The 26975-nt window shown below is 53.2% G+C and carries 23 protein-coding genes and 1 pseudogene; 10 read left to right on the forward strand and 14 right to left on the reverse strand.

The window, feature by feature from the left end:
• Nucleotides 1-81 precede the first annotated feature (81 nt).
• The gene (gene cobD, locus NA986_RS12300) at nt 82-1176 is read left to right on the forward strand and encodes a threonine-phosphate decarboxylase CobD (RefSeq protein ID WP_023216086.1); all 1095 of its coding nucleotides are present in this window, start codon (nt 82-84) and stop codon (nt 1174-1176) included.
• On the opposite strand, the gene nadD is transcribed toward cobD, so the two are convergent.
• The 4 genes from nadD to leuS are packed head-to-tail and all read right to left on the reverse strand — an operon-like array spanning nt 1151 to nt 6012.
• Nucleotides 1151-1792, reverse strand: coding sequence for a nicotinate-nucleotide adenylyltransferase (gene nadD / locus NA986_RS12305; protein ID WP_023216087.1), 642 nt, complete (start codon nt 1790-1792; stop codon nt 1151-1153). The two genes, cobD and nadD, sit on opposite strands and share 26 nt — an antisense overlap.
• 1 nt (nt 1793) lies before the next feature.
• The gene (gene holA / locus NA986_RS12310) at nt 1794-2825 is read right to left on the reverse strand and encodes a DNA polymerase III subunit delta (protein ID WP_023216088.1); all 1032 of its coding nucleotides are present in this window, start codon (nt 2823-2825) and stop codon (nt 1794-1796) included.
• Complete coding sequence (gene lptE / locus NA986_RS12315; protein ID WP_001269950.1) at nt 2825-3415, reverse strand: LPS assembly lipoprotein LptE; 591 nt, start codon at nt 3413-3415, stop codon at nt 2825-2827. Before lptE ends, holA begins: the two co-directional genes overlap by 1 nt.
• A 14-nt stretch (nt 3416-3429) precedes the next feature.
• Nucleotides 3430-6012 (reverse strand): leucine--tRNA ligase, encoded by a 2583-nt coding sequence (gene leuS / locus NA986_RS12320; protein ID WP_001157918.1) that lies wholly within the window; start codon nt 6010-6012, stop codon nt 3430-3432.
• A 236-nt stretch (nt 6013-6248) separates the two neighbouring features.
• Here leuS and NA986_RS12325 point away from each other — a divergent pair, with 236 nt between their 5' ends.
• From NA986_RS12325 to NA986_RS12345, 5 genes are all read left to right on the forward strand, one after another.
• Nucleotides 6249-6590 (forward strand): UxaA family hydrolase, encoded by a 342-nt coding sequence (locus NA986_RS12325; protein ID WP_015632837.1) that lies wholly within the window; start codon nt 6249-6251, stop codon nt 6588-6590.
• A 16-nt stretch (nt 6591-6606) separates the two neighbouring features.
• Nucleotides 6607-7779 (forward strand): UxaA family hydrolase, encoded by a 1173-nt coding sequence (locus tag NA986_RS12330; RefSeq protein WP_001670689.1) that lies wholly within the window; start codon nt 6607-6609, stop codon nt 7777-7779.
• Between the two features lie 49 nt (nt 7780-7828).
• A complete protein-coding gene (locus NA986_RS12335; RefSeq protein WP_023216090.1) occupies nt 7829-8782 on the forward strand; it encodes a 2-keto-3-deoxygluconate permease in 954 nt (317 codons plus the stop codon).
• 67 nt (nt 8783-8849) lie between these two features.
• The gene (locus NA986_RS12340) at nt 8850-10778 is read left to right on the forward strand and encodes a sigma-54 interaction domain-containing protein (RefSeq protein WP_023216091.1); all 1929 of its coding nucleotides are present in this window, start codon (nt 8850-8852) and stop codon (nt 10776-10778) included.
• Nucleotides 10779-10870: 92 nt separating this feature from the next.
• Entirely contained in the window at nt 10871-11344 is a 474-nt protein-coding gene (locus NA986_RS12345) for a zinc ribbon-containing protein (RefSeq protein ID WP_001044885.1), read from the forward strand.
• A 38-nt stretch (nt 11345-11382) separates the two neighbouring features.
• Here the strand turns inward: NA986_RS12345 and NA986_RS12350 are convergent, their stop codons facing one another.
• Nucleotides 11383-12378 (reverse strand): tetratricopeptide repeat protein, encoded by a 996-nt coding sequence (locus NA986_RS12350; RefSeq protein WP_064035029.1) that lies wholly within the window; start codon nt 12376-12378, stop codon nt 11383-11385.
• 124 nt (nt 12379-12502) lie between these two features.
• Here NA986_RS12350 and NA986_RS12355 point away from each other — a divergent pair, with 124 nt between their 5' ends.
• The 4 genes from NA986_RS12355 to NA986_RS12370 are packed head-to-tail and all read left to right on the forward strand — an operon-like array spanning nt 12503 to nt 16816.
• Nucleotides 12503-13210: a DUF1266 domain-containing protein gene (locus tag NA986_RS12355; protein ID WP_023137867.1), complete on the forward strand. Its 708-nt coding sequence runs from the start codon at nt 12503-12505 to the stop codon at nt 13208-13210.
• A complete protein-coding gene (locus NA986_RS12360; RefSeq protein WP_023216381.1) occupies nt 13207-14640 on the forward strand; it encodes a J domain-containing protein in 1434 nt (477 codons plus the stop codon). Before NA986_RS12355 ends, NA986_RS12360 begins: the two co-directional genes overlap by 4 nt.
• An 11-nt stretch (nt 14641-14651) precedes the next feature.
• Entirely contained in the window at nt 14652-15356 is a 705-nt protein-coding gene (locus NA986_RS12365) for a DUF1266 domain-containing protein (RefSeq protein ID WP_023137865.1), read from the forward strand.
• On the forward strand, nt 15353-16816 hold the full coding sequence (locus NA986_RS12370; RefSeq protein WP_023216382.1) for a J domain-containing protein: 1464 nt from the start codon (nt 15353-15355) through the stop codon (nt 16814-16816). Before NA986_RS12365 ends, NA986_RS12370 begins: the two co-directional genes overlap by 4 nt.
• A gap of 21 nt (nt 16817-16837) precedes the next feature.
• Here NA986_RS12370 and hscC read toward each other — a convergent pair whose 3' ends face one another.
• The 9 genes and pseudogenes from hscC to corC form a co-directional block, all read right to left on the reverse strand.
• The gene (gene hscC, locus NA986_RS12375) at nt 16838-18517 is read right to left on the reverse strand and encodes a molecular chaperone HscC (RefSeq protein WP_000368029.1); all 1680 of its coding nucleotides are present in this window, start codon (nt 18515-18517) and stop codon (nt 16838-16840) included.
• A 75-nt stretch (nt 18518-18592) separates the two neighbouring features.
• Nucleotides 18593-19830 (reverse strand): annotated as a pseudogene (locus tag NA986_RS12380) (hypothetical protein).
• Nucleotides 19831-19861: 31 nt separating this feature from the next.
• Nucleotides 19862-20797, reverse strand: a complete 936-nt coding sequence (gene rihA / locus NA986_RS12385; RefSeq protein ID WP_023216383.1) for a pyrimidine-specific ribonucleoside hydrolase RihA — start codon at nt 20795-20797, stop codon at nt 19862-19864.
• Between the two features lie 116 nt (nt 20798-20913).
• Nucleotides 20914-21639 carry a glutamate/aspartate ABC transporter ATP-binding protein GltL gene (gene gltL / locus NA986_RS12390; RefSeq protein WP_000631369.1) on the reverse strand — a complete coding sequence of 242 codons (726 nt, stop codon included), beginning with the start codon at nt 21637-21639 and terminating at the stop codon, nt 20914-20916.
• Nucleotides 21639-22313, reverse strand: a complete 675-nt coding sequence (gene gltK, locus NA986_RS12395) for a glutamate/aspartate ABC transporter permease GltK (RefSeq protein WP_000272794.1) — start codon at nt 22311-22313, stop codon at nt 21639-21641. The genes gltL and gltK overlap by 1 nt, the downstream gene beginning before the upstream one ends.
• The gene (gltJ, locus tag NA986_RS12400) at nt 22313-23053 is read right to left on the reverse strand and encodes a glutamate/aspartate ABC transporter permease GltJ (RefSeq protein ID WP_000020930.1); all 741 of its coding nucleotides are present in this window, start codon (nt 23051-23053) and stop codon (nt 22313-22315) included. The genes gltK and gltJ overlap by 1 nt, the downstream gene beginning before the upstream one ends.
• Before the next feature lie 159 nt (nt 23054-23212).
• Nucleotides 23213-24121, reverse strand: coding sequence for an amino acid ABC transporter substrate-binding protein (locus tag NA986_RS12405; RefSeq protein ID WP_023216384.1), 909 nt, complete (start codon nt 24119-24121; stop codon nt 23213-23215).
• Between the two features lie 353 nt (nt 24122-24474).
• A complete protein-coding gene (gene lnt / locus NA986_RS12410) occupies nt 24475-26013 on the reverse strand; it encodes an apolipoprotein N-acyltransferase (protein WP_023216385.1) in 1539 nt (512 codons plus the stop codon).
• 19 nt (nt 26014-26032) lie between these two features.
• Complete coding sequence (gene corC, locus NA986_RS12415) at nt 26033-26911, reverse strand: CNNM family magnesium/cobalt transport protein CorC (RefSeq protein ID WP_001278615.1); 879 nt, start codon at nt 26909-26911, stop codon at nt 26033-26035.
• Nucleotides 26912-26975 lie beyond the last annotated feature (64 nt).

Here is a 26975-nt window from a genome sequence, read left to right on the forward strand (position 1 = left end):
GTTAAATGCGCAAAACATGATAATGCCCCTGATTGCGCAACGTTTTTTTCACTAAAATAGCGTTTTTTGGCCGGAGGCATAATGGCGTTATTCAACAGCGCGCATGGCGGTAATATTCGGGAAGCCGCGACGGTGTTGGGCATCTCGCCTGACCAGTTACTGGATTTTAGCGCAAACATTAATCCGCTGGGTATGCCTGTCAGCGTGAAACGCGCGCTTATCGACAATCTGGACTGCATTGAGCGCTACCCGGACGCCGATTATTTTCATTTGCACCAGGCGCTGGCGCGTCATCATCAGGTGCCGGCATCGTGGATACTGGCGGGAAATGGCGAGACGGAGTCAATCTTTACCGTGGCGAGCGGTCTTAAACCACGTCGTGCAATGATTGTCACGCCAGGTTTCGCGGAGTATGGCCGGGCGCTGGCGCAAATTGGCTGTGAAATTCGTCGCTGGTCTCTACGCGAAGCGGATGGCTGGCAGCTTACCGATGCCATTCTTGAGGCGTTGACGCCCGATCTGGACTGCCTGTTTCTGTGTACGCCCAATAATCCTACCGGCCTGCTGCCGGAGCTGCAGTTATTACAGGCCATTGCCGATCGCTGCAAATCGCTGAACATTAACCTGATCCTGGATGAAGCGTTTATCGATTTTATTCCGCATGAGACGGGCTTTATTCCTGCTCTTAAAGATAATCCGCATATCTGGGTGCTGCGTTCGCTGACCAAATTTTATGCCATTCCCGGCCTGCGGTTGGGATATCTCGTCAACAGCAATGACGCGGCGGTGGCGCGGATGCGTCGCCAACAAATGCCGTGGTCGGTTAACGCGCTGGCGGCGCTGGCCGGTGAGGTAGCGTTACAGGATAGCGCCTGGCAACAGGCGACCTGGCATTGGTTACGGGAGGAGGGCGCCCGGTTTTATCAGGCGCTTTGTCAGCTCCCCCTGCTGACGGTCTATCCCGGGCGGGCAAACTATCTGTTGCTACGCTGTGAGCGAGAGGATATTGACCTGCAGCGACGGTTGCTGACGCAGCGGATTTTAATCCGTAGCTGCGCTAACTACCCGGGGCTGGACAGCCGCTATTATCGTGTGGCGATACGCAGCACTGCGCAAAACGAGCGTCTGCTGTCGGCGCTGCGCAATGTGCTTACTGGTATAACCCCTGCTGATTGATGTAGTTCAGCACGTTTTCCGGCAACAGCTCGTCGCAGGATTCGCCTTTTTCCAGACGTTCGCGGATGAGGGTTGCGGAGATATTAAGCCAGGGCGTTTCCGCCAGGTAAATTTTACCGGCTGGCAACTGGTGCAGATCGTCCGGCGTATGGGTCAGATGCTGTTCCAGCCACTGCTGGTGTTGCGCCTGCGTCATTTCAAGGGGATAGCCCGGACGACGACAAACGATCAGGTGAGTGTTATCGAGGATGGTGTCGTAATCATGCCAGGAGGGGAAGTTAAGCAGCGAATCCTGGCCGATAATAAACGCCAGCGGCGCTTCGGGGCCCTGTTCTTCGCGCCATGCTTTCAGCGTTTGCGCAGTGTAAGAGGGCGCGTTTCGCTGTAGCTCGCGTTCATCCAGCGTAAAAAGCGGCTTATCGGCGATAGCCAGCTCCAGCATATATTTACGCTGCGCGCTGGAAGCTTCCGGCTGGGGGCGATGCGGCGGCACATTGTTAGGCATAATAATCACCCGCGATAAGCCGATCAGATTCGCCAGCGTTTCAACAGGTTTAAGATGTCCATAATGCACCGGATCAAAGGTGCCGCCGAATAAAGCCTGTAACGATTTCATATCACCCATCAATAAATACGTCTGCCAGCGCCTTATGGCAGAGCAGGAGCGATAGCCCTTCAAGATCTGCCCATACTGACTGACCATAATCCTGTTTGAGCGTAATTTCTGTACGCGTCAGTAACTGCACGGCCTGGCGAAGCTGTGCAGGATGGAGACGCTGCAACGCGTCGCCGATCATGGGGCGACGGTTTTGCCAGACCCGGTGTTTATCAAACAGCGCGCGTAACGGCATATGCGCGGACTGACGTTTGAGATTGACCAGTAGCAGCAGCTCTCGCTGGAGGGTGCGCAGCAGAATGACCGGTTCGCTGCCTTCAAGGCGTAGCTGTTGCAGAATATGCAGCGCGCGTTTGCTTTTCCCCATCAGTAACGCATCCACCCAGTGGAAAGGGGTAAAGTGGGCGGCGTCATTGACGGCCTGCTCCACGCGAGGAAGCGTTAACTTACCGTCAGGCCAAAGCAGCGACAGTCGTTCCAGCGCCTGCGCCAGCGCCAACAGATTGCCCTCATAGCAATAGCACAGCAGTTGGTTCGCGGCGTCATCCAGTTGCAAATTCTGTGCTTTCGCTCTGGCGGCCACCCAGCGGGGAAGCTGCGCCTGCTCCGGCGTCTGACAACTGACCTGAACGCTACGGTCTGCCATCGCGGTATACCAGGCGGCGTTTTCCTGCGCTTTGGTGAGCTTGTTTCCGCGTACTATTAATAACAGGTCGTCATGCAGCAGCTCGCTCAGGGTAGCGAGTTGCTCATTCATTGCCGCGTTAGGCCCGTTTTCCGGCAGTTGCAGCACCAGCGTTTGACGGCTGGCGAACAGGCTCATCGCCTGGCAGAGTGAGAAAAGCGATCCCCAGTCTGTACTGGGATCGAGAGTAAAAGCGTGGTGCTCTTCGAAGCCTTGCGACGCAGCCGCCAGACGAATAGCGTCCTGACTTTCCTGCAGCAGCAGCGGATCGTTGCCCAATAATAGATATGCCGCACGCAGCCCTTCGTTGAGCTGCGCGCGGAGTTGTTCAGGATACAACCTGATCATTAGTTACTCAGCGTAGTGGAGACGCGTGCTGGCGTAGAGGCGGGCGCCGCCGTCTCATTGTCGGCGGTAGCCTCCTCTTTCGTCGCCTGAATATCCGCCGCGCGGACGCTGGTCAGCTTACGAATCAGCTGTTCAGCGGCTTTGTCGTACATCTCCTGAACGATCATGGCCTGCTCGTTATCCTTCGCCAACGCCATCTGCGGGTTATCGAAGAACGAACGGTACACTTTCGTGCTGATAGGATAGATGTCATGGCCCGGAATCAATACCGAGGCATTGACGGTCATCACCATCTGATATTCCGCCGTCTGGCCGTCCTGGAACACTGACGCCGTATCCTGCGAAATAGTCACCGTTCCAAGCCGCAGAGACGGAACGTCTTTGCGCGTTGTGTCTTTATCAAGCAGGTTTACGTTATTCAGCCGTAACTGATTACGTACCGCACGACTTAGCGGACCGTTCGGATCGCCTGAATCGAGGATCATCGTTTTCATTGAAGCCGGAACCTGCGTAGTGCTACGCAGATGCCAGCCGCATCCGGCGGTGACCAGCACCGCCAGAGATAACAACAGTGTTACCAGATATCGCACGCTTCCTCCCGCGCTTAGCCAACAACCAGATTGAGGAGTTTACCCGGAACGTAAATCACTTTACGCACGGTAACGCCATCAAGATATTTTGCCACCAGATGTTCCTGGCCTGCACGTTCACGCACCTGTTCTTCGGTAGCATCCACCGGTACGGTGATTTTCCCGCGAACTTTACCGTTAACCTGCACGACAACCAGCGTGGTGTTTTCCACCATTGCCTGCTCGTCGGCAACCGGCCACGGCGCGTTGTCGATATCGCCTTCGCCACCCAGTTCCTGCCACAAGGTAAAGCAGACGTGCGGGGTGAACGGGTTAAGCATACGCACGACGGCCTGCAGCGCTTCCTGAAGCAGTGCGCGGTCTTGTTCGCCTTCCTGCGGGGCTTTCGCCAGTTTGTTCATCAACTCCATGATCGCCGCAATGGCGGTGTTGAACGTCTGACGGCGGCCGATATCATCGGTCACTTTGGCAATGGTTTTATGCACATCGCGACGCAGCGCTTTTTGATCTTCGCTCAGCGCATCGACGTTCAGCGCCGCGACAGGACCTTTAGCGGTGTGTTCGTAAACCAGCTTCCAGACGCGTTTAATAAAGCGGTTTGCGCCTTCTACGCCGGACTCCTGCCATTCCAGAGTCATATCCGCCGGAGAAGCGAACATCATAAACAGGCGTACCGTATCCGCGCCATAACGTTCAACCATTACCTGCGGGTCGATACCGTTATTTTTCGACTTGGACATTTTACTCATGCCAGTGTAGACCAGCTCATGACCCGCTGCGTCTTTTGCTTTGACGATGCGGCCTTTTTCATCGCGCTCGACGATAGCGTCAACTGGCGAAACCCAGTTACGTTCGCCGTTCTCGCCGACATAATAGAACGCATCCGCCAGCACCATGCCCTGACACAGCAACTGCTTAGCCGGCTCGTCAGAGGTGACCATGCCCGCATCGCGCATCAGCTTATGGAAGAAGCGGAAGTAGAGCAGGTGCATGATGGCATGTTCAATACCGCCGATGTAGATGTCGACTGGCAGCCAGTAGTTTGCCGCTTTCGAATCCAGCATTCCTTCCTGATACTGCGGGCAGGTGTAACGCGCGTAGTACCATGACGATTCCATAAAGGTGTCGAAGGTGTCGGTTTCACGCAGCGCCGGCATACCGTTAACGGTAGTTTTCGCCCACTCAGGATCGGCCTTGATCGGGCTGGTGATGCCGTCCATGACGACATCTTCCGGCAAAATAACCGGCAGTTGATCTTCCGGCGTCGGCAGCACGGTGCCATCTTCCAGGGTGACCATCGGGATCGGCGCGCCCCAGTAACGCTGACGGGAAACGCCCCAGTCACGCAGACGATAGTTCACTTTACGTTCGCCGACGCCTTTTTCCGCCAGTTTATCGGCAATGGCGTTAAACGCCGCTTCAAAGGCCAGACCGTCGAACTCGCCGGAGTTAAACAGCACGCCTTTTTCGGTCAGCGCCTGTTCGGAAAGATCCGGCTCGGAACCGTCGGCGGCCAGAATCACCGGCTTGATGGTCAAACCGTATTTGGAGGCAAATTCGTAGTCGCGCTGATCGTGACCCGGAACGGCCATCACCGCGCCAGTGCCGTACTCCATCAGGACAAAGTTTGCCGCCCAGACCGGGATCTCTTCGCCAGTTAACGGATGAATCGCTTTATAGCCGGTGTCGACGCCTTTTTTCTCCATGGTCGCCATTTCGGCTTCGGCCACTTTGGTGTTACGGCATTCGTCGATGAACGCCGCCAGCTCGGCGTTGTTCGCCGCCGCTTTTTGCGCCAGCGGATGACCGGCGGCCACCGCCAGGTAAGTGGCGCCCATAAAGGTATCCGGACGGGTGGTATAGACGGTCAGGGTGTTATCGTAACCCTTCACATCGAAGGTGATTTCCACGCCTTCAGAGCGGCCAATCCAGTTGCGCTGCATCGTTTTTACGGTATCAGGCCAGTGGTCCAGCTTATCCAGATCGCGCAACAATTCGTCTGCGTAAGCGGTGATTTTGATAAACCACTGTGGGATCTCTTTACGCTCAACTTTGGTATCGCAGCGCCAGCAGCAGCCGTCGATCACCTGTTCGTTGGCGAGAACGGTCTGATCGTTCGGGCACCAGTTAACGGCAGAAGTCTTCTTGTACACCAGGCCTTTTTTATACAGCTCGGTGAAGAATTTCTGTTCCCAACGGTAGTATTCCGGGGTGCAGGTCGCGATTTCACGGCTCCAGTCATAGCCAAAACCCAGCGTTTTGAGCTGGTTTTTCATGTACGCGATGTTGTCGTACGTCCACGGCGCCGGCGCGGTGTTGTTCTTCACCGCCGCGCCTTCCGCCGGCAGGCCGAAGGCGTCCCAGCCGATTGGCTGCAGCACGTTTTTGCCCAGCATGCGCTGGTAGCGGGCAACCACGTCGCCGATGGTGTAGTTACGTACGTGGCCCATGTGTAGTCGGCCAGAAGGATAGGGAAGCATCGACAGGCAGTAATACTTCTCTTTGCTCTCGTCTTCGGTCACTTCAAATGTGCGCTTCTCATCCCAGTGAAGCTGTACTTTGGATTCTATCTCTTCCGGGCGGTATTGCTCTTGCATGGCAGCCAGTAGTCCTGTTTTCGATACAGCTACAAATGTAGCTTTAGAGGTGGTGTTTAGATCCGCATAGCATAGCCCAAACACGCACGTCAAAACAGGGGGTAGAACATTTGTCGCGCCAGGCGTTCATGAGGAGGTGACGCAAAATGCGACACGACTGAGGCAAATTACCGCAGTTCCTGTCACCGCCAGATCGGCCTGTAAAAATAAAGTCATATAAACCATGCAGTTAAAAAATGGCACGCCTTTTGATTAGGGAAGACAGGACTAAAGCAAAGGAGTTAATCGTGAAAAAAAATGCAGTGGTGATTCACCCTCAGGATTGCGTCGCGACGGCTATTACGGCGCTCAAGGCCGGCGAAACCGCCACAATGTTCGTTGGCGAACGCGAGATAAGCGTTGTGTTACATCAGGATGTGCCATTTGGCCACAAATTCGCCATCTGCGATGTGCCTTTTCATGGCGAAGTTTATAAATATGGTGAATCCATTGGCCGCGCCACTCAGGAAATAAAAAGTGGCGACTATGTGCACGTCCACAATGTGGAAAGCGAACGCGGACGTGGTGACTGGAAATAATATAAAACAAGGGAAAATGATTATGAGCAATGAGACTTTTTTGGGTTTCCGCCGCCCTGACGGCCGTTTTGGCATCCGTAATTATGTACTGATTTTACCTACCAGCGTTTGTGCGAATAAAGTTGCCCAGGATATTGCCCGGCAGGTAAAAGGCGCGACATGGGTGAATAACGATTTTGGCTGCTGCCAGGTGGCAGGCGATGCGCGTCTGACGGAAAAGACATTGATTAATGTGGCGAATAATCCCAACGTCGGCGCTATTGTGGTTGTGGGCTTAGGCTGTGAAGGCGCGGAGCCGCTGCGCATCGCAGAAGAGATTACCGCATTTGGCAAACCGACTTCCTGCATTACCATTCAGGAAGAGGGCGGCACGCTTAAATGTCAGGCCAGGGGGATTTCGCTGGCCCGCGACTATGCGCAACAACTCTCCATGCAAAAACCGCAGCAAGCACCGGTTAGCGAGCTGCTGCTGGCGATGGAGTGCGGCGGGTCAGATACGACATCGGGGCTGGCGTCTAACCCTTCCTGCGGGGTCGCCTCGGATAAGCTGATACGCTGCGGCGGAAGCTCAATTCTTTCTGAAACGACGGAATTTATTGGTGCCGAGCATGTGATGGCGAAACGCGCGGTGACGCCGGAGGTTGGTCAACAGCTTATTGATTTAGTGGTCGGCTGCGAGGCGCGAGCAAAAGCGCTGGGCGAGGATATTCGCGGGGGACAGCCGACGCCGGGCAATATTAAAGGCGGGTTGACTACCATTGAAGAAAAATCGTTAGGCTGTATGCATAAAGCAGGTCATGCGCCGTTACAGGGCGTCCTGGAATATGCCGATAGTCCAACGCATCCGGGCCTGTGGATTATGGATACCCCGGGGCAGGATATTGAATCTATTTCCGGCATGGTGGCGGGTGGAGCGCAGATCGTTATTTTTACTACGGGTCGCGGAACGCCTGCCGGTAACCCAATAGCGCCGGTAATAAAAATTACGGGTAATAAAGCAACGTGGGAAATGATGCAGGACAATATTGATATTGATGTGTCCGCCATTATGTCTGGCGAGGCTTCTATTACACAAATGGGCGAGGAAATTTATCAGGAAATTTTACGTGTCGCGAATGGGAAAACGACTAAATCAGAAGATTTAGGTCATAACGAATTCTCTATTTATAAGATCGCGCCGACGTTCTGATATCAAATCGGGCAGCACAAGCTGTCCGGTTATCTCCTGGGAATAAGCTATGAAAATTAAAAAAACACTGGAACGTTTTCCTGGTGGTATGATGGTTGTACCGCTAATCATCGGCGCATTGTTTAAAACCTTTGCCCCGGAGGCGCTGGAAATAGGCGGTTTTGTCACTTCTATTTCGCATGGCGCAATGGCGATTTTAGGCATGTTTTTAGTCTGTATGGGCGCGGATATCCAGTTTAAAGCTGCGCCGAAAGCACTGAAAAAAGGCGCTGCTATCACCTTTGCGAAATTTGCCAGCGGCGTGATTATTGGCATTCTGGTCGGAAAATTTTGCGGCCCGGATGGGTTATTAGGTCTGTCGGCTTTAGCGATTATTTCGGCGATGACCAACTCGAACAGTGGGTTATATGCCGCGTTGGTGGGGGAGTTCGGCGATGAAACCGACGGCGGCGCGATTGCGGTAATATCGTTGAACGATGGTCCCTTTTTCACCATGCTGGCGTTAGGGTCGGCAGGCATGGTGTCGATACCCTTTATGAATCTGGTGGCGGTTATTATTCCCATTATCATTGGCATGATTTTGGGTAATCTGGATGAGGACATGCGCAAGTTTCTTAAACAGGGCAGCGTGGTAACGATTCCTTTTTTTGCCTTTGGGTTAGGATACGGTATTGATTTCGCACGACTTATCACGGCAGGTTCTTCAGGCATTTTACTGGGACTCATGACGGTGGCGATTGGCGGATTTTTTAATATTTTCGCCGATCGTCTGACGGGAGGCAGCGGCGTGGCAGGCGCGGCGGTCTCCACCACCTCTGGCAACGCCGTCGCGACGCCAGCGGCAATCGCGCTGCTCGATCCGCATTTTACCGACCTGGCGTCGACGGCGGCGGCGCAGGTGGCGGCCTCGACGATTATTACCGCTCTGTGCGCCCCCTTCCTGACCGTATGGATAAAAAAACGCTACGATCGTAAACTGAACCCAGCCGCCGCAGGCGGTTAGCGTTTCGGCGGAAAATAAATCACGACGGGCGGTCTCGCCCGTTCATAAACCAACAGGATGGTGAGTGATGAATAAGACGAAAGATATAGCCGCATCTCCTCTCTGTTTTGTCTCTCCTTACCCGCAACTGGCAAAGGCTGCCGAGGCGCTGGTCGCGCAGTTGGATTACGCCGTCACTATTCATCAAACGACGCTTAATCGTATCCTGGATGAGCTACCTTTATTAGAGTCCCGTGGGCACCAGGTACTGATTAGTCGTGGCGGCTGTGCGGAAATATTAAAAAAGCACAGTAAATTACCGGTAGTCGAAATTAAAATGTCCGGCTACGACATTCTTGATGCGCTTATCCCTTTTAAAGGACAAAAAGGCACTGTCGGTATTGTCGGCTTTTCCAGTGTGATCAAAGGATGCGCGCGCGTAGCGGAACAGTTAAATATTAACTATAAAATTTTTACCTTACAGGGAAATGATAAAGAAACGATTTCTTGCCTGAAGCGGCAATTAGCGTCCACGCCATTAGATTGCATTGTTGGCGATACCGTTTGTCAGGATTATTTTTCACCGCTGGGCTCGCAATTCCGTTTACTTGATTCCAGCCCCGCCTCAATAACCGAAGCTCTGGAAGAAGCCAGCTCATTATATCTGGCTTTTCGCAGCCAATTACTCGAGCGTCATCATCTGCAGCTGATTCTCGATCAGTTTGATAAAGCTGTTATCACGCTTGATGATACCGGCGCGTTACTGCATTACAATAAATATGCGAGCCAACTTTTTAAAATTAACGCCTCCGGTGAAATTTATGACGCATCTTTCCTGAAACAGGTATTGTACCAGGAGCGGCATACATTACGCGAGGGAAAAACCGTCAGCGCGAAAGTCGTCGATACGCCGCAAGGCGCGATGGTGGTTAATCTGTATCCGGTATTTGCGGCCAGACAGTTAAGCCGGGTAGTGTTGACGATGCAAACCGTCTCCAGTTTACAGGGGGTGGAACATCATGTTCGCCGCCAGGAACTGTCTCGCCGCGGCTTGAGCGCCCGCTATCATTTCGACGATCTGCTTACCGAAAATCCGGAAATGCTGCGTCGTCTGGCGATCATTAAAAATTATGCCGGTACGGACGCGACTATCTTAATTAATGGCGAAAGCGGGACGGGAAAAGAGGTGCTGGCGCAAAGTATTCATAACGCCAGCCAACGCGTCAACGGCCCCTTTGTCGCCATTAACTGCGGCGCGATGGCCCCTCAGATTCTGGAGAGCGAACTCTTTGGCTATGTCGCCGGCGCATTTACCGGCGCGTCGCCGAAAGGCAAAATAGGCCTGTTTGAATTAGCGCACCACGGTACCATTTTTCTGGATGAGATTAGCGAACTGGATAAACCGCTACAGACGCGCTTATTACGGGTATTGCAGGAGCGGCAGATTATGCGGCTGGGCTCAGACCAGATGATACCTGTTGATATTCGCGTGATTGCGGCGACCAATCAGACGTTAACGAAGCTCATTGCGGACGGGACATTTCGCGAAGATCTTTACTATCGGCTTAACGTATTAAAAGTGACCACCATCCCGCTACGCAAACGTCCGGAGGATATCAAAGCCATCGGCCTGTCGCTGCTTACTAGTTTCAGCCAGCATTATAAACGCCCGGCACTAACGTTAACCCCGGCGCTGTGGCAAGAGCTTCAGCGCTTCGCCTGGCCCGGAAACGTCAGGCAGTTAAGCAATATTATCGAACGGCTGGTGCTCTCTATTGATCACTCCCCGGCAACGCTGGATGAGGGCCGCCTCTTGCTGGACGATCTGGAAGAGGGGAGCCGACGCGAGCCAACTACCTGCCACGACTGCCAGATGCTGGCTGGCGATTATAAAACGATTCGCCTGCGTATTTTGAGAAAATTATTAGAGGCGGAAAGGGATAATAAATCGTTAGTGGCGAAACGGTTAAATGTCGATCGTACCTCGCTGACGCGCTGGATACGTGAGTCGGCCTGACAAGAATTTACAGACTCTGTGGGCAGCCTTGCAAAGCGTAACGCAAATAACGTCTATTATTATAGGCAGTTAACGATCCAAGAGGTGAAGTGATGAACAAGGTTGCTCAATATTACCGTGAACTGGTGGCCTCATTAAGCGAGCGTTTACGCAATGGCGAGCGCGACATTGATGCGCTGGTGGAGCAGGCGCGCCAGCGCGTGATGCAAACAGGGGAGTTAACGCGAACCGAGGTGGACGAACTGACGCGCGCTGTCAGACGCGATCTGGAAGAGTTCGCCATGAGCTACGAAGAGAGCCAGGAAGATAGCGTCTTCTTGCGGGTGATTAAAGAGAGTCTCTGGCAGGAACTGGCGGATATTACCGACAAAACCCAGCTGGAATGGCGTGAAGTCTTCCAGGATTTGAATCACCACGGCGTGTATCACAGTGGCGAAGTGGTGGGGTTGGGGAATCTGGTGTGCGAGAAATGCCACTATCATCTGGCGGTTTACACGCCGGATGTGCTGCCGCTGTGCCCGAAGTGTGGCCACGATCAGTTCCAGCGCAGGCCGTTTGAGCCGTAAGGTTCATTATCGTGAGCGGACGGTTGCCGTCCGCCATGTTAAGCGTGCAGTTGGGCTTCCAGTTTGCGGATCTCTTCGTCGACGTTCCATTTGCCCGTGGGCTGTGCTTTTTTGAACCAGTAGAGCGCTTGTTGTAGGTCTTGTGCGGTACCGTATCCATCTCTGTACATGCATCCGAGGTTGTACCAGCCCGATGAATTGTTACATTCTGCTGATTTGTGGAACCATTCCAGTGCTAGCGAATAATTTTGCTCGACGCCATGACCGCATTTGTACATCCAGCCGATACTGTTATAGGCATCATCGTCACCCTGGTCTGCCGCTTTTCGAAACCAGTATATTGCCTGCTGGTAATCTTGTTTGATACCTTTTCCGATGTAATAACAATAGCCCATCTGATATTGCGAGTAGCTGCTCTCTTGTAGCGCGCTCTTCTTGTACCAAAGGGCGGCAAGGGATAAATTTTTCCGACATCCTTTCCCATTGCCATACATATACGCCAGTCTTTCCTGGCTGGCGCAATGGCCTTGTAATGCTGCCTGTTTAAACCAGTAGAGTGCCTGTGTATCATTTTGCTCTACGCCAGTTCCTGAATGATACATTCTCCCGAGATTATATTGCGCAAGGTTGTGGCTCTGTTCTGCTCCTTTGCGATACCAGGCAACGGCCTGGGCATAATCTGGCGCCATCCCGGTTTCTCCTTCCTGAACCCAGCCTAATGTGTTGAAAGCGTGTCGGTGTCCTTGCTGTGCGGCTTTTTCTGACCAGAATAAAGCCAGCGTATTATCTTTCATGTCGGTAGGCGTGTCTTTGTATCGTAAGCCGAGCCAATATTGCGCCTCGCAATGCCCTTGCTCGGCCGCCTGCTGTAGCCAATAAAAAGAGAGCTTATCCTCTTCGCTGCCATCTATACGTTCGTCATTATATAAACGGCCTAATATATATTGAGCTTCACTATTTCCTGACTGCGCCAGTTCGGTTAATTGTGCTAAAGATGCGTTGTCGCAGGGATGACTGGTTATGGAATGATTCATTTTTTAATTTATCCCACCATTGTTTTTTAGATTAATAATATATTGCGATTTGGCTTTGTTGTACTCTATTTTAGTTTTCAATTGCGTTTTTATTTGTAGCGTGAATATATTTTGGCGATTTATTATGGATAAAGAATCACAATATTTACTCTTTGCACTTTCCTCGCCGATGGAAGTATTGAACGAGGACTGTTTACCTTCACATTCGTCACCGAAAATGTATTTAGGGATAAAACGTTTCGATCTTGAATCGTCGTGGGGTATTGAAAATCGCGATGAACTGCTTCAGACCATTTCCCGCATGACGGATGACGGTCATGCCACACAACTGGAATGGCTATATCGCCGCTGGTTCAGGTATGCGCCGCAGGAGTGGCAGGAGTATACCGACGCGCTGGATGAGGGAGATCGCATTTATGCCCGATTCGTCGCTGATACCGCCGTGTGTTGCGGCGAAGGTGGTATTCGTAGCTGGGATTATGTGCGGATGGGGTTTCTCTGCCGCATGGGCGTGCTCAATGAATGGCTGACGGAAGAGGAGAGCCTGTGGCTGCAGTCGCGGATACAGCTTCGTGCGCTCAGCTATTATTCCGGCTGGTTGCAATATTTCAGCGCCTATTACACCGGGCGTTTGTACTGGCAGTTACGGAATGGCGATAACCTACCGCTGCTACGCGAGACATTCGCCCGTAAGGAGTTTGACGACGCGGGGCGACGTATGATGAATAAGCTGATCGCCGGGAAAGACAGTTTTTACGCCACGCTGCCGTGGCGCTACCTGCCCCATTACCCTGAATGCCCGGACACGCTTCAGGAGGTGAGCGATCTATGAAAACCTGTTGGCAAGTCCTTGGTATTGAGGCCACCACGGATACCGACGCCATTCGTCAGGCTTATCTGGCGCTGCTGCCGTCATTTCATCCGGAAACCGATCCGCAGGGTTTTAAGCAATTGCGAGAAGCCTATGAGAATGCATTGCAGGGGACAACATCGCCCGCCATTACGGTGGTTGAAGAGGATCCCGATACCCCGTGGGTGAATTATCTCAGGGAGATATTCGGTGATTTGCTGGCGGATGGCGAACGGCGCTTTCAGCCGCAGGCATGGCAGGAGTTTATCCAACAGATCAATAAATTATCGATTTCACAGGTCGAAAAATCGCGCTGGTGGCTGTGCGCTATCGCGATGAAGACCTTTCCTGTTTCGTACTCGTGTCTGAAACTGCTGTCAGATCGCCTGGCCTGGGAACAGGGGAGTGATAATCGAGATGTCGATGCCGAGGAGGTGGAGGATCTTTTGTTTGAAATCCGCCGTGGCGACCTGTTTGATTATTCGCTATTGCTGCATTTGCCAGTGGCGGTACAAAACCAGACCATTGCTTTTTATGATGCCCAGGACAACACCTTTTTCGAGCATCCTCTCTATTTCGCCCAACTTATGGCGCAGCACGGCGCCTGGATTATCCCGGACAATCTACGCTTTCAACGACGTCTGTTACGCTGGTTCAGCACCTTGCACTGGGGTATTGCGGAGCTGCTGCCTGTCGCCCTGGCATGGCAGGAAGCCGAACCCGATAACGCAACGCCGGGTTATTACTACTTAGCCCAGCGCGTATTCTGCGGTGAAGGCGATAGCCTGCTGCCAGAACTTTACGCGCAGTGGTGGGCGCATCCTTCTACCCAGCTTGACGATCTGTTGCTGCGCTGGTGCCGTCAGCATCGACCGGACTTTTTCCCGCTGCTGGTGATGGAGGTTGAGGGGCGTGAGCAGGTCGATATCGATGGCGAACCGCTGCTGTATATTCCCGGCTCCAGCGCCCGTTCCTGCTTGCTGTGGGCCGAGGCGCTGCACAGTGGCGCATTATCGCCGCTAAGCGAAAGTTTTATTGCGCGGCGTTTGAATTATGGCGCGCCAGCGATGAGTGAGGCGCATAGCCAGCATCCATACTGGCTGTTGTATCAGGTGGCGGATAGCCTGGCGTGCGCCGAGGATCCGTCAGCGGCATTGTTACAGAGGCTGGTAACGAAGCTTGATGCGCCTGATATCTGCCCGTTGGAAGCGCTGATTATTCGCGGGTTGCTGGGGCGGGCTGCGGCTATCGACACACCGTGTGAAGCTGTAGTCGCAGATGAAGAACCGGTGACAACGGTGACTTCGCCGAGTACGGAGGAATCTGGCGGCGGCTTTGGCCTCTGGCAGGTGATTAAAATCATTTTATTTATTGGCGTTGTCGGCCATGTATTACGCCAGTTTATGCATTAGGGATATCGAATATGGACAAGGAAGAACAATATTTACTTTTTGCGCTCTCCACGCCGATGGAGGTGCTAAACAGTCGTGCCATTGGCGCGAAACCTTCGCACTTCTCCCCGGCAATGTATACCGGGAAAACACACTTTGATCTCTCCGATTCATGGGGGATTGATAACCGTGAAGATCTTATTCAAACCATCTATCGGATGACGGACGATGGTCATGCGGCAGATTTGGCTCCCTTTTATATCCGCTGGTTTACGCTATCTCCTCGCCAATGGCGCGAATTTACCGCGCAGTTTGGCGAGCAGGGCCAGATTTATGCGCGATTTGTTGCCGAAACCGCACTATGCTGCGGTCGCGGCGGTATCAAAGCCTGGGACTATGTGCGTATGGGGTTTTTATGCCGGATGGGGGTGTTGAATCAATGGCTGACGGAAGAGGAAAGCCTGTGGCTGCAATCGCGTATCTATGCGCGGGCGCACTATTTTTACGACGGCTGGACGCAATATTTTACCGCCTATTCGTTGGGGCGGCTGTACTGGCAGGCCGAAGGGGACGCCATGCAGGCATATTTCGCCCACCTAAAGTACGACGCTTCAGGCGCGCGGATGTTTAATGAACTGGCCTCTACGACAGAGAGTTATTATGCGCAGCTACCGTGGCGTCCGCTCAACGAACAACCGACATGCCCGGAAACGCTTAAAGGAGTGAGCGATTTATGAATATCTGTTGGGAAATCCTGGGCATTGAACCCACCACCGATCTGGAATGTATCCGTCAGGCTTATCTTGCCCTGTTGCCCTCATTCCACCCTGAGAGCGATCCGCAGGGTTTTAAGCGATTGCGCCAGGCCTATGAAGAAGCGCAGCACTGGGCCGCCTCGCCTGCGGAGGACGCAAAAACGGAAGAGGTGAGCGACGAACATGAAATACTGGTGGCGTTCAGGGAATTGCTGGCATCAGAGCGCGATCGCTTTCAGCCCTCGGCATGGCAGAAATTTATTCAGCAATTGAACCAGTGTTCAATGGATGAGATAGATAAGCTGCGCTGGCAGTTGTGCGACATCGCCATGAAAACAGAAACGATCTCGCTGTCTTGCCTGGCATTGTTGGCGCAGCGTCTGAACTGGCAGCCGCAGGAAGCAGAAGATGATGCTGATGGAGAAGAGCTGGAAGCATTTCTGGAGACCGTAAAGCGGGGCGATGCGTTTGATCTGCTAAGTCTGGCCAAATTGCCTCTTGTTGTTCAAGACCAAACTGACGCCTACTTTTTTAAGCTTGAGCGTATCTGGCGCTTTTATCCCGAACATTTTGCCGACGCTCTACAGGTTCAGGGCGCCTGGATAATTCCCGATGATAAACAGCTGCATCGTAAACTATTACACTGGTTTAGCGCCGAGCAGTGGAGCATGGCCGAACTGGTCGATATTGCTCGTCGCTGGCAGGCCGTGGAGCCGGATAACGAAGATGCGCACTATTACCTTTGCAAACAGCGTTTGCTCTGCGGCGAGGGGGAAAGCCTGTTGGCCGATCTTTGCGATTTCTGGCAGCGTTATCCCTCCACGCAGGCGGACGACTTGTTGCTGGGCTGGTGCCGCCAGCACCGGCCTGATTTCTTCCCGCTGGCGGTGATGGCGGTCGAAGCGCGCTGTATGGCGGATGCCGAATATGTCCCCGGTGAAAGTGCGCGCACGCGTTTACTGTGGGCCGACATTTTGCACAGCGGTAGGTTATCACCGCTGGGGCGTTCATTCGTTGACTCCCTGTTTTATAAGCGAAAAGCGATGGCGTGGGCAAATTCACGGCTGAGTACCCAGGGGGAACCCGAAACGCCGCTGTTGGATCTGTACCGGACGGCGGAGCAGGTGGTGCTGGAAGCGTTTCCCAAAGAAAAGCCCTTTTTTCGCCTGCTGATCCGGCTGGAGGAGGGGCAAGCCTGTCCGCTGGAGGCGCTGATAACCCAGGCGTTGTCATCTAAAATCGCCATGAAGCCAGGCGATATTCGCGACAAAAAGGAGCTGGCGGAAGAGCTCAGGCTGGCGGCTGAGAAAAAATTGTCTTCTGAAGCGAAAACCGAAGCACCCCGTCAGGCGGAATCTGGCGGGGTGATGAAAATCATGAAGATTGTCGGTTTGATCGCGTTGATTGTCTGCGCGTTAAATCGATTCTTCCATTTTTTCTGAACAGGGGCAGTGAAAGCGCCGTTACGGCGCTTTCGGCTCGTCAATACCCAGATATTCGCAGGCGCGACGGCGCACGTCATCGACGCGCTGCATATCATTAGACAGCAGGGCCGCGTCGAAATCGGTAATAATCTCCCCCAGCATTTCGCGCTCATCGCCTAACGCGCGTGACCACTGCTCCTCTAACTGTGCTTTAAACGTCCGGTTAATCAGCATATCGCGGGGATAAATTTTCAGCGCCTGCAGGCGCTCGCGGCTGGCGTCGATTTGCTGCGTCGTCAGTGAGGTGGCATTATGGCTGATGATTCTGGATTCACTCTTGCCGTCTTCCAGCAGCACGTCAACTTCCAGCAGGCCATTAATATCGTAGCTAAAACGAATATCAATGGCCTGAATGTGCCCGTTCGGCTTCAGCATGACGTCAAAAGAATCGATCAGGATATTATTTTTCACCTTGTGGCTTTCGCCCTGGTATACCCTGACGCAGATAGAGTCCTGCTCAGGGTGCATGGTGGAGTACGTTTCCACTTTTGACACCGGAACGGTGGTATTGCGTTCAATGATGGGCGAGAAAATACCTGGCACGCCCTGTCGGTTGACTTCCACGCCCAGTGAGTAGGGGCAGATATCCGTGAGGATCACCTCTTCAACGTCTTCATGGCGCAGGCGACAGGCGGCCTGAGTCGCGGCGCCAAGCGCCACGATGGTGCTGGGATCGTAACTTTGATAGGGCAATTTACCGAATAAGCGCACCGCGATGCGTTGCACCAGCGGCATCTGTGACGCGCCGCCGACCAGCACCAGGCTGTCAATTTGCTCCGGTTTGAGTCGGGAATCGCGCAGCGCCTGCTCAATGGGCGTGCGCAGCCGGTTGAGCAACGGTAGCCACAGGGCTTCCAGCTCATCGTCATAAAACGTGCTTTCCAGCACGCGCTCCTGATAAAGCCAGCTCATGCGCAGCGGGGAGCCGCTGGCGCATTTTGCGGCTTCAACACAGGCATACAGCGCAGCCAGATCGCTATCCGTCAACGCTGATTTATCGAGATTCCAGCGTTTTAGCACTTCATCAAGCAACAAATGCGTGAAATCTTCGCCGCCGAGGTAGTTATCGCCAGCGGAGGCGTGAACTTCGATAATCGGCGTAGCGTATTCCAGAACGGTCACATCAAAGGTTCCGCCCCCCAGATCGAAAACCAGCGAACGGCTGTTTTGCTGCGTATGCAGGCCATAAGCCATTGCCGCCGCCGTGGGTTCATTGATCAAGCGCACGGCGTTTAACCCCGCAAGCTCAGCGGCAAGGCGTGTATGCTTCCGCTGCTCATCGCTGAAATAAGCCGGAACCGAGATCACGACGTCCTTGATTGGCTGCTGAAGGTAGTCTTCCGCATCTTCTTTCAGCGAGCGTAAAACCAGCGAAGATAATTCCGGCGCATTAAACGACTCTTCACCCAAATGCCAGTGAGTATTACTGCCCATTGCGCGTTTAAATAAGGCAGCGGTTTTATCTGGATGAGATGTTTTACGCGCTGCGGCAGGTTTTCCCACCAGAATTTGTTTATTTTCATCCATACTAATTATGGATGGTGTTAAATATTCACCAAATTTATTAGGTATTAATTGTGCGGCTCCGTCTTGCCAGACGGCGATTAAACTATTAGTGGTGCCGAGATCGATACCAATCGCTAACGTTGCATTATCCATTGCGTTTAATTTATCGGGAAAGAGAGTTTATAGAATAAAGAACACCACCCTCTGGCGTGGTGATCTTTATCAATGTCACGCCTGGCGAAAGTATTCATCCATAATGTTCGTCAACTCCGGGCGCTCGCCGTCATCATTGATGGCGAAATCGAGGAAAAAAGCATCGGCCTGTGGCGTGCGTTTCTGGGCCAGTAAACGAAACGCCAGCGGGTAGTGGCAAGCATAATCGGGGGTGCGAGTCAGAAAACGGACAAAATCAATCAACAAGGGGGAATGGGTATAAAACAGCGCGCGTAACAATACGGCGGGAAATCCCTCTTCGGTGATCCCTTGCGCCATGATTTTGTTGAGGCCGGCCTCGCTCAGATCGCCTGCGGCAATAATATCTGCGCAGGCCGCAAGATCGGGATAATGCGTTGCGCAGTTAGCCAATGCGTTCGGCCAGTTGACGTGGGTATAACGTTCGTCATGGCGAGTAAAGTAATCCTCCCAAAGGGATGGCGGTAGTTTTTCGTACTGTATTTTCAGGGGGATGCGGCGCTGAAACTGGGCTTCTTCCAGGCGCTCGCCGTCATAAAATCGCAGGTATTGCTGTCGCGTCTCGTAGCATGACACCGCTACCGGCTGGCTGATGACCCAGGTCTTCACGGGCCGGCCTTCCAGCGCGGCGGCAGTAGCTTTATGGTGACCATCAAGCAGGACGCAAAGCCAGGTGTCATTCATATACCAGGCCAGCGCGTGGCTCTCTGGCTTATCGCGGTAATACCCGGCGCGTTGTGGGTTAAATCGCGATGGGGGCTGGCCTGGCAGTAAAAACAGGGTTCGCCGGACTGGTAGTGATAGTCCACGTCAGCAATCCACTGCCCTGTGGTCGCGGGATTCGGTTGTTTTTCGTTACCCACCGCCCAGAAAAAATGTCCGTTGCCATCTGTGGGATAAAGTTCGCGTTCTTCCAGCCGGTAATAGCCATCGGCAAAGAGTGAAAACAGCGGCGTCAGGGCGGTAAATGCTTCGTTCAACCCGACTCCTGGCTGATTCCACTCGGCAAGTGAGGATAAAAACTGCGCGGCGCTTTCATCATCATTGCTAAAACCGGCATAAACAAATTCTGCGCAGGTTGGGCACCAGGCTTCAGTGTAAAAACGAATCAGCGGCGAGCCATGCCAGGAGAGCGTATGAATACCGGCGTCAGAGTCGGGATCGTGGATAACGCAGGGACGAAGCAATGCTTTTCCGTTACGTACTGAAAACGTAATATGGGCTACGTCGTGCTGTAGCAGGCTGATTTCAGGTCTATTGTTACGCCAAAACATCGCTATTCATCCCTGGATTCTACTTTGCGCTTTATGCGTAGTATTGCAGCCGTTCCGCCAGCAAATCGACAAATCCCTGGCGGTCTACATCGACCATCACCGTCGCATTCGGCTTATTCCCCGTCAGGAAATAATAATCCACCACCGTCATCCCCTGGGTGTATTTCCCCTGGGTTTCCACGCCAACCCAACGCTCAACGGTGGTGAAAATCTCGGGTTTCAGCAGCCAGGCGATGGTGCACGGGTCGTGCAGCGGCGCGCCGACAAATCCCCATTTTTCGTCTTTGTGATACTCCATAAAGAAGTCCAGCAGTTCGGCGACGATGGTGGAAATCGGGTTACCGATGGCGCGAAAGCGTTCGATATCGGCGGCGTGAATCTGTGCCTTATGAGTGACGTCCAGCCCGGCCATCGCCACCGAAATGCCTGACTGGAAGACAATTTCTGCCGCTTCCGGGTCGACGTAAATATTAAATTCCGCAGCGGGCGTCCAGTTACCCAGCGTCATCGCGCCGCCCATGATCACAATGCGGGCGATTTTCGTATGCAGTTCCGGATGGCTATTCAGCAGCAGCGCCACGTTGGTCTGTGGGCCAGTGGAGACGATGGTGACCGGCTGTGCGCTCTCGCGCAGTGTTTTTGCCATTAGCTCAACGGCAGTGCCGCTTTGCGGGGCGAATGACGGCTCGGGCAGCGCCGGGCCGTCAAGACCGCTTTCGCCGTGAACGTTATCGGCGATAATCAGTTCGCGCATGAGAGGTTTCACCGCGCCGCCCGCCACCGGAATATCCGGGCGTTTGAGCAGCGTCAGCATCCGCAGCACGTTGAGCAGGGTCTTCTCCGGCGTCTGGTTGCCGGCGGAAGAGGTGATCGCTTTCACTTCCAGTTCAGGGGAGGCGAGGGCGAGAACGAGGGCGATCGCGTCATCATGACCCGGATCGCAATCAATAATAATGGGCAGTGCCATTGTGGCTCCTTGTAAGCGGTACTTTGTGACAAGGTTAACGCCCGGCTGGATACGTTTCGAGAAGCGAAGCGGTAAAGCGTGAGATAGCGCGCACTCTGACGTGCGCGCCGGGAAGATTAGTGCAGGATTTTCGCAAGGAAGTCTTTTGCGCGATCGGAACTGGGGTTAGCGAAGAACTCCTCTTTTGGCGAATCTTCGACGATTTTACCTTCATCCATAAAGATCACCCGGTTAGCCACTTTACGGGCAAAGCCCATTTCGTGCGTCACCACCATCATGGTCATCCCTTCGTTCGCCAGTTCGACCATCACGTCCAGCACCTCGTTGATCATTTCCGGATCGAGCGCGGAAGTCGGTTCATCGAATAACATGGCAATAGGGTCCATGCACAGCGCACGGGCGATGGCGACACGCTGCTGCTGACCGCCGGAAAGCTGCGCCGGGAACTTGTTGGCATGCGCAGACAGGCCAACGCGCTCCAGCAGCTTCAGGCCTTTATCGCGGGCGGCGGCCTTATCGCGTTTCAGCACTTTCACCTGCGCCAGCGTCAGGTTTTCGATGATCGACAGGTGGGGAAATAGCTCGAAGTGCTGGAATACCATGCCCACGCGGGAACGCAGTTTCGCCAGATCGGTTTTTTTGTCGTTCACAATAATGCCGTTAACGGTAATTTCGCCTTTTTGCACCGGTTCCAGACCATTGACGGTCTTAATCAGCGTGGATTTACCGGAACCCGATGGCCCGCAGACTACCACCACCTCACCTTTTTTCACTTCTGTTGAGCAATCGGTCAGCACCTGAAAGTGACCATACCATTTTGAAACATTTTTCAGGGTAATCATTAAACTGTCCTTTTCTTCAAATAGCTGACCAGCAACGACGCGCTCAGGCTGATAACAAAATAAACGGCGCCGGCGAACAGAATCATTTCGACCTGAGTACCGTCACGCTCGCCGATAGTCGACGCGGTGCGGAAGAAGTCCGCCAGGCTGAGTACATAAACTAAAGAGGTGTCCTGAAATAGCACGATGCCCTGCGTAAGCAACAGCGGCACCATCGCCCGAAACGCCTGCGGCAGAATAATGAGCTTCATCGACTGCCAGTGGGTCATCCCCAGCGCCAGCGCGGCGCTGGACTGCCCGCGGGAAATACTTTGAATACCGGCGCGAATAATCTCGGAATAGTAGGCCGCTTCAAACATAGAGAATGCCACCATCGCGGAGATCAGGCGGATATCGGTTTTCGGCGATAGTCCCAGCACGTTTTGCAGAAAGCCGGGTACAATCAGATAGAACCACAGCAAGACCATCACCAACGGGATGGAACGGAAAACGTTAACATACGCTTTAGCAAACCAGGCGATAGGGGCAAAGCTTGAGAGGCGCATGACGGCCAGAATGGTTCCCCAGACTATCCCCACGATAACGGCGGTGACGGTGATCTTCAGCGTGATGACCAACCCGGCCAGTAGGTAAGGCAGTGAGGGGATAATCGAACTCCAGTCAAATTCGTACATTATTTGCTCCCCACGTTGCCCGGCAGGCGGACTTTGCGTTCAACCAGGCTCATGACCAGCATGATAACGGCGTTAATCAGCACATAGGCCAGCGTAATGGCGGTGAAGGATTCCCAGGCGTGCGCCGAGTAATCCAACAGTTTGCCTGCCTGCGCTGCCATATCCACCAGACCGATGGTTGACGCGATGGCCGAGTTTTTCACCAGGTTCATCATCTCTGACGTCATTGGCGGCACGATAACGCGATAGGCATTCGGCAGCAGGACATAGCGATAAGCCTGCGGCAGCGTTAGCCCCATCGCCAGCGCCGCGTTCTTCTGCCCGCGAGGCAAAGACTGAATCGCAGCGCGTACCTGTTCGCAAACGCGGGCGGCGGTAAACAGTCCCAGACAGATCATTGAGGAGAGGAAAAACTGAATATTGGGATCGAGTTCCGCCTTAAACCACATGCCAAGATCTTCCGGCAACAGTTCAGGCACCACCAGGTACCAGGTGAAGAATTGCACGATCAGCGGCACGTTACGGAACAGTTCTACGTACAACGTGCCCAGTCCGGAGAGGAAACGGTTGGGAACGGTACGTAAAATGCCGAAAATAGATCCTACCAGGAAAGCGATAATCCAGGCGGTAATCGAAAGGGCTACGGTGACCTGAAAACCACTCCATAGCCAGCCGAGATAGGTGGTATTGCCGAAGGGGGCTTCCTGTAAAAAAATACCCCAGTTCCAGTCTATTGACATACATCTACTCCGAAAAAAAAGGGTAGCAGCGCTACCCTCGAAGATTGTTGCCCGGCGATTTGCGGCTTCAGGCCCGATGGGGAACGACCATCAGGCTTATAGTCTGTCCGTGCTGAGCGACAATCGAGAGGACAGGAGTCCCGTCCCATTTAGTTTTAGTTAGTTAAGCGCTTTATCATTCGGTGCTTTGAACAGGGCTTTCATCTCGTCAGACAATTCGAAATTCATGTTCAGGTTTTTCGGTGGGATCGGATTTTTAAACCACTTATCAAACCACTTTTCCGCTTCGCCGGAGGTTTGCGCCTGAGCGATGGTATCGTCCATCAGCTTTTTAAACTCAGGGTCGTTTTTACGCAGCATACAGCCGTAGGCTTCCTGGGACTGCGGTTTACCGACAATCTCCCAGTTATCCGGTTTCTTGGCTTTGGCGCGCTCGCCGGCCAGCAGCGCGTCATCCATCATAAAGGCGACGGCGCGACCGCTTTCCAGGGTGCGGAACGAGTCACCGTGGTCTTTCGCGCTAATAATACGCATCCCCATCTTTTGCTCTTCGTTAAGCTTATGCAGCAGAATTTCAGAGGTCGTCCCGGAGGTGACGACGACCGCTTTGCCTTTCAGATCCGGGAAATCTTTAATATCGCCGCCTTTTTTAGTCAGCAGTCGCGTCCCGACGACGAAAATCGTATCGGAGAAGGCGGCCTGTTTCTGGCGCTCAAGGTTGTTAGTCGTTGAACCACATTCAAAATCGAAGGTTCCGTTTTGCAATAGTGGAATACGGTTTTGCGAGGTGATCGGGATCAGCTTCACCTGCAGATCGGGCTTGTTAAGTTTCTTTTTTACCGCTTCCACAATGGCGTTGGAGTAGTCCTGGGAATAGCCGACCACTTTCTGCTGGTTGTCGTAATAAGAAAAGGGCACAGAAGATTCGCGATGCCCGACGACGATCACGCCATTTTTAGCGATCTTGTCCAGGGTGCTACCAGTGGCAGGCGCGCCATCTTCTGCGTGCGCGAGGCCCGCAGACAGTCCCATGACCAGCATTGCTGTGGTTAGCTTACGTAATTGCATATCCAACTCCTTTATCATCTGCGCCGTCGACGCATTGATAGCTATTGTGATGTTGTTATTGCCTGCAACTTGCGCGTGCAGTGTTATGTGTGTTTGTTAACATTTAGTGTGGCTTGTTGTAAATATTTTGCTGCGATATTGTTTATTTTTGCGAAGTGCGCCGCACCGTTCAGAGGCAAAAATCCTACATTGCACCGTTCAGGTGCTACCGATGATCGATTTTGGTGCGACCAGGTTGCACAAGCAGCCAGAACAGGTTTGCCATGTTTAACAAAGCAATAGACGTGCCAGAATGGGGAAAAAGGAGGATTTTCAGGCCGGATAAATGAAGCGCTATCCGGCCTGGGGAGAGATTATTTCCGTCGTTGTCGCAGGCTCATCACTACCGCGCCAAAAGCAAACAGCGCGGTCAGTACCCATAGCGGCCAGTTGCCGGTACGAGCATAGGGAGTTAACCCCGTGGTTGGCGTGACGTGGGTGGTCAGTACCTGGCGTGTGAACTGCGGGATCATCGCCTGAATTTCGCCCTGCGGGCCAATCACCGCCGTAATACCGTTATTAGTACTGCGCAGCAACGGACGCGCCAGTTCCAGCGAACGCATCCGCGCCATCTGGAAATGTTGCCACGGGCCAATGGACTTACCAAACCAGGCGTCGTTAGAAATCGTCAGCAGATAGTCGGTGTCCGGGCGGAAGTTATCCCGCACCTGTTCGCCAAGAATAATTTCATAACAGATTGCCGCCGTCAGCTTATAGTCGTGCGCATGTAACTGCGGCTGGATATAAGGGCCGCGGCTAAAGGAGGACATGGGCAGATCGAAGAACGGCGCCAGCGGACGCAGGATAGATTCCAGCGGAACGAACTCGCCAAAGGGTACAAGGTGATTTTTATTGTAGCGATTGGGCGAGTCATAACTGTATGGATTATCCTTGCCCAACGTAATAATCGTATTGTAGGTGTCGTATCGATTCTGTTTATTGAGACGCGCATCGACAATACCGGTGATCAGCGTGCTATTTTTTTCGCGTAACATCTCGTCCAGCGAACGAAGGAAAGGCTGCTGATTGATTTCGAGATCCGGAATCGCCGACTCAGGCCAGATAATAATCTGTGATTTGCCTAACTCTGGGCGGGTTTCGTTGAGATAAATTTTTAGCGTATTCAGTAGCTGGTTTTCGTCCCACTTCAGCGACTGCGGAATATCGCCTTGCACCAGCGATACCTGGGTCGCTTTGGCCGGTTCCAGCGTAAACCACTGGATATAACGTAGCGGAAAGGGCAAAGCAAACAGAATCACGGCGACAGTCAGCGGACGCCAGTTCCGCGTCGCCAGTGCCAGCGCTAACAGGCCGCTGACCATCATCAGCAGGAAGTTGATCGCTTCGACGCCCATTACCGGCGCCAGGCCTTTTAGCGGACCGTCGACCTGACTATAGCCAAATTGCAGCCAGGGGAAGCCGGTCAGCACCCAGCCGCGTAAAAATTCGGTGATTTGCCATACTGCAGGCGCGGCGATAGCGACGCGCAGCCAGTTGGTTTTTGGCCACAGACGCGACAAAATCCCGGCAAACAGTCCGGTATACAGCGAGAGATAAGCTGCAAGCAGCACCACCAGAAAAACGTTAACCGGGCCCGGCATGCCGCCAAACTGCGCGATACTGACATAAACCCAGTTAATCCCGCTACCGAAAAGTCCGAGTCCCCAGCAATAGCCGATGGCGGCAGACTGGAGCGGGCGGCGATTAAACGTTAAGGCCTGCAGCCCGATAAGCGACACTATCGCTGCGGGCCAGACGTCATACGGAGAGAAAGCCAGTGTTCCGCAGGCGCCGAATAATAACGCCAGCAGCAGGCGAATACGCTGGCGTTCAATTAACGAGGCAAATGCCATTTTTAGTCCACTATTGCTGTTATTCGTCCAGTTTTGGCTGGGGCGAGTCATCCGGGATCCTGACATGTACCTGAATAATACGACGACTATCGGCCATCGCCACTTTGAACTGGTAACCATCAATGTCAATGGTTTCGCCGCGGGCCGGTAAATGGCCGAACGCCTGCATCACCAGCCCGCCGATGGTATCGACCTCTTCATCGCTGAAGTGGGTGCCGAAAGCGTCATTGAAGTCTTCAATCGACGCCAGCGCGCGAATCGTCCAGGTATGGCGGCTAAGCTGACGGAAGTCGATATCGTCTTCTTCGTCATACTCATCTTCAATTTCACCGACAATCAGTTCGAGGATGTCTTCGATAGTCACAAGGCCGGAAACGCCGCCAAACTCATCGATAACGATGGCCATATGGTAACGCTGGGAGCGGAACTCCTTGAGCATACGGTCAACCCGTTTGCTTTCCGGTACGACAACCGCGGTGCGTAACACTTTGTCCATGCTGAAGGCTTCGGCATCGCTGCGCATAAACGGCAGCAAATCTTTGGCCATCAGAATCCCTTCAATGTGATCTTTATCTTCGCTGATCACCGGAAAACGCGAGTGGGCGGACTCGATGATAACATCGAGACATTCGTCCAGCGTCTGGTTGCGTTTCAGGGTAATCATCTGGGAGCGCGGGATCATAATATCGCGTACGCGCTGGTCGGCGATGTCCATTACGCCTTCGAGCATATCGCGCGTATCTTCATCGATAAGCTCGTTCTGCCCGGAATCACGGATCAGCGCCAGCAACTCATCGCGGTTTTTAGGTTCACCGTGGAAAAGCTGGCTGAGTAGCAGGGAAAAAAATCCCTTTTTACTGTTTACTGTGTCACTACTGTGTGAATTGTCGTCGCTCATGGCGTCGTATGGGTTCTCATGTTAGTTAATACAAAGCTCGTCATGCGTATACTCAGCTGTGACG

Origin of the sequence: Salmonella sp. NW177 (assembly GCF_051811585.1) — a bacterium.
GTDB lineage: Bacteria > Pseudomonadota > Gammaproteobacteria > Enterobacterales > Enterobacteriaceae > Salmonella > Salmonella enterica.

What these genes read in the sequence shown, in the direction of transcription:
- cobD (WP_023216086.1), top strand. Translation starts at nt 82, where the DNA reads ATGGCGTTATTCAACAGCGCGCATGGCGGTAATATTCGGGAAGCCGCG.
- nadD (WP_023216087.1), bottom strand. Translation starts at nt 1,792, where the DNA reads ATGAAATCGTTACAGGCTTTATTCGGCGGCACCTTTGATCCGGTGCAT.
- holA (WP_023216088.1), bottom strand. Translation starts at nt 2,825, where the DNA reads ATGATCAGGTTGTATCCTGAACAACTCCGCGCGCAGCTCAACGAAGGG.
- leuS (WP_001157918.1), bottom strand. Translation starts at nt 6,012, where the DNA reads ATGCAAGAGCAATACCGCCCGGAAGAGATAGAATCCAAAGTACAGCTT.
- NA986_RS12325 (WP_015632837.1), top strand. Translation starts at nt 6,249, where the DNA reads ATGGCACGCCTTTTGATTAGGGAAGACAGGACTAAAGCAAAGGAGTTA.
- NA986_RS12330 (WP_001670689.1), top strand. Translation starts at nt 6,607, where the DNA reads ATGATTATGAGCAATGAGACTTTTTTGGGTTTCCGCCGCCCTGACGGC.
- NA986_RS12335 (WP_023216090.1), top strand. Translation starts at nt 7,829, where the DNA reads ATGAAAATTAAAAAAACACTGGAACGTTTTCCTGGTGGTATGATGGTT.
- NA986_RS12340 (WP_023216091.1), top strand. Translation starts at nt 8,850, where the DNA reads ATGAATAAGACGAAAGATATAGCCGCATCTCCTCTCTGTTTTGTCTCT.
- NA986_RS12345 (WP_001044885.1), top strand. Translation starts at nt 10,871, where the DNA reads ATGAACAAGGTTGCTCAATATTACCGTGAACTGGTGGCCTCATTAAGC.
- NA986_RS12350 (WP_064035029.1), bottom strand. Translation starts at nt 12,378, where the DNA reads ATGAATCATTCCATAACCAGTCATCCCTGCGACAACGCATCTTTAGCA.
- NA986_RS12355 (WP_023137867.1), top strand. Translation starts at nt 12,503, where the DNA reads ATGGATAAAGAATCACAATATTTACTCTTTGCACTTTCCTCGCCGATG.
- NA986_RS12360 (WP_023216381.1), top strand. Translation starts at nt 13,207, where the DNA reads ATGAAAACCTGTTGGCAAGTCCTTGGTATTGAGGCCACCACGGATACC.
- NA986_RS12365 (WP_023137865.1), top strand. Translation starts at nt 14,652, where the DNA reads ATGGACAAGGAAGAACAATATTTACTTTTTGCGCTCTCCACGCCGATG.
- NA986_RS12370 (WP_023216382.1), top strand. Translation starts at nt 15,353, where the DNA reads ATGAATATCTGTTGGGAAATCCTGGGCATTGAACCCACCACCGATCTG.
- hscC (WP_000368029.1), bottom strand. Translation starts at nt 18,517, where the DNA reads ATGGATAATGCAACGTTAGCGATTGGTATCGATCTCGGCACCACTAAT.
- rihA (WP_023216383.1), bottom strand. Translation starts at nt 20,797, where the DNA reads ATGGCACTGCCCATTATTATTGATTGCGATCCGGGTCATGATGACGCG.
- gltL (WP_000631369.1), bottom strand. Translation starts at nt 21,639, where the DNA reads ATGATTACCCTGAAAAATGTTTCAAAATGGTATGGTCACTTTCAGGTG.
- gltK (WP_000272794.1), bottom strand. Translation starts at nt 22,313, where the DNA reads ATGTACGAATTTGACTGGAGTTCGATTATCCCCTCACTGCCTTACCTA.
- gltJ (WP_000020930.1), bottom strand. Translation starts at nt 23,053, where the DNA reads ATGTCAATAGACTGGAACTGGGGTATTTTTTTACAGGAAGCCCCCTTC.
- NA986_RS12405 (WP_023216384.1), bottom strand. Translation starts at nt 24,121, where the DNA reads ATGCAATTACGTAAGCTAACCACAGCAATGCTGGTCATGGGACTGTCT.
- lnt (WP_023216385.1), bottom strand. Translation starts at nt 26,013, where the DNA reads ATGGCATTTGCCTCGTTAATTGAACGCCAGCGTATTCGCCTGCTGCTG.
- corC (WP_001278615.1), bottom strand. Translation starts at nt 26,911, where the DNA reads ATGAGCGACGACAATTCACACAGTAGTGACACAGTAAACAGTAAAAAG.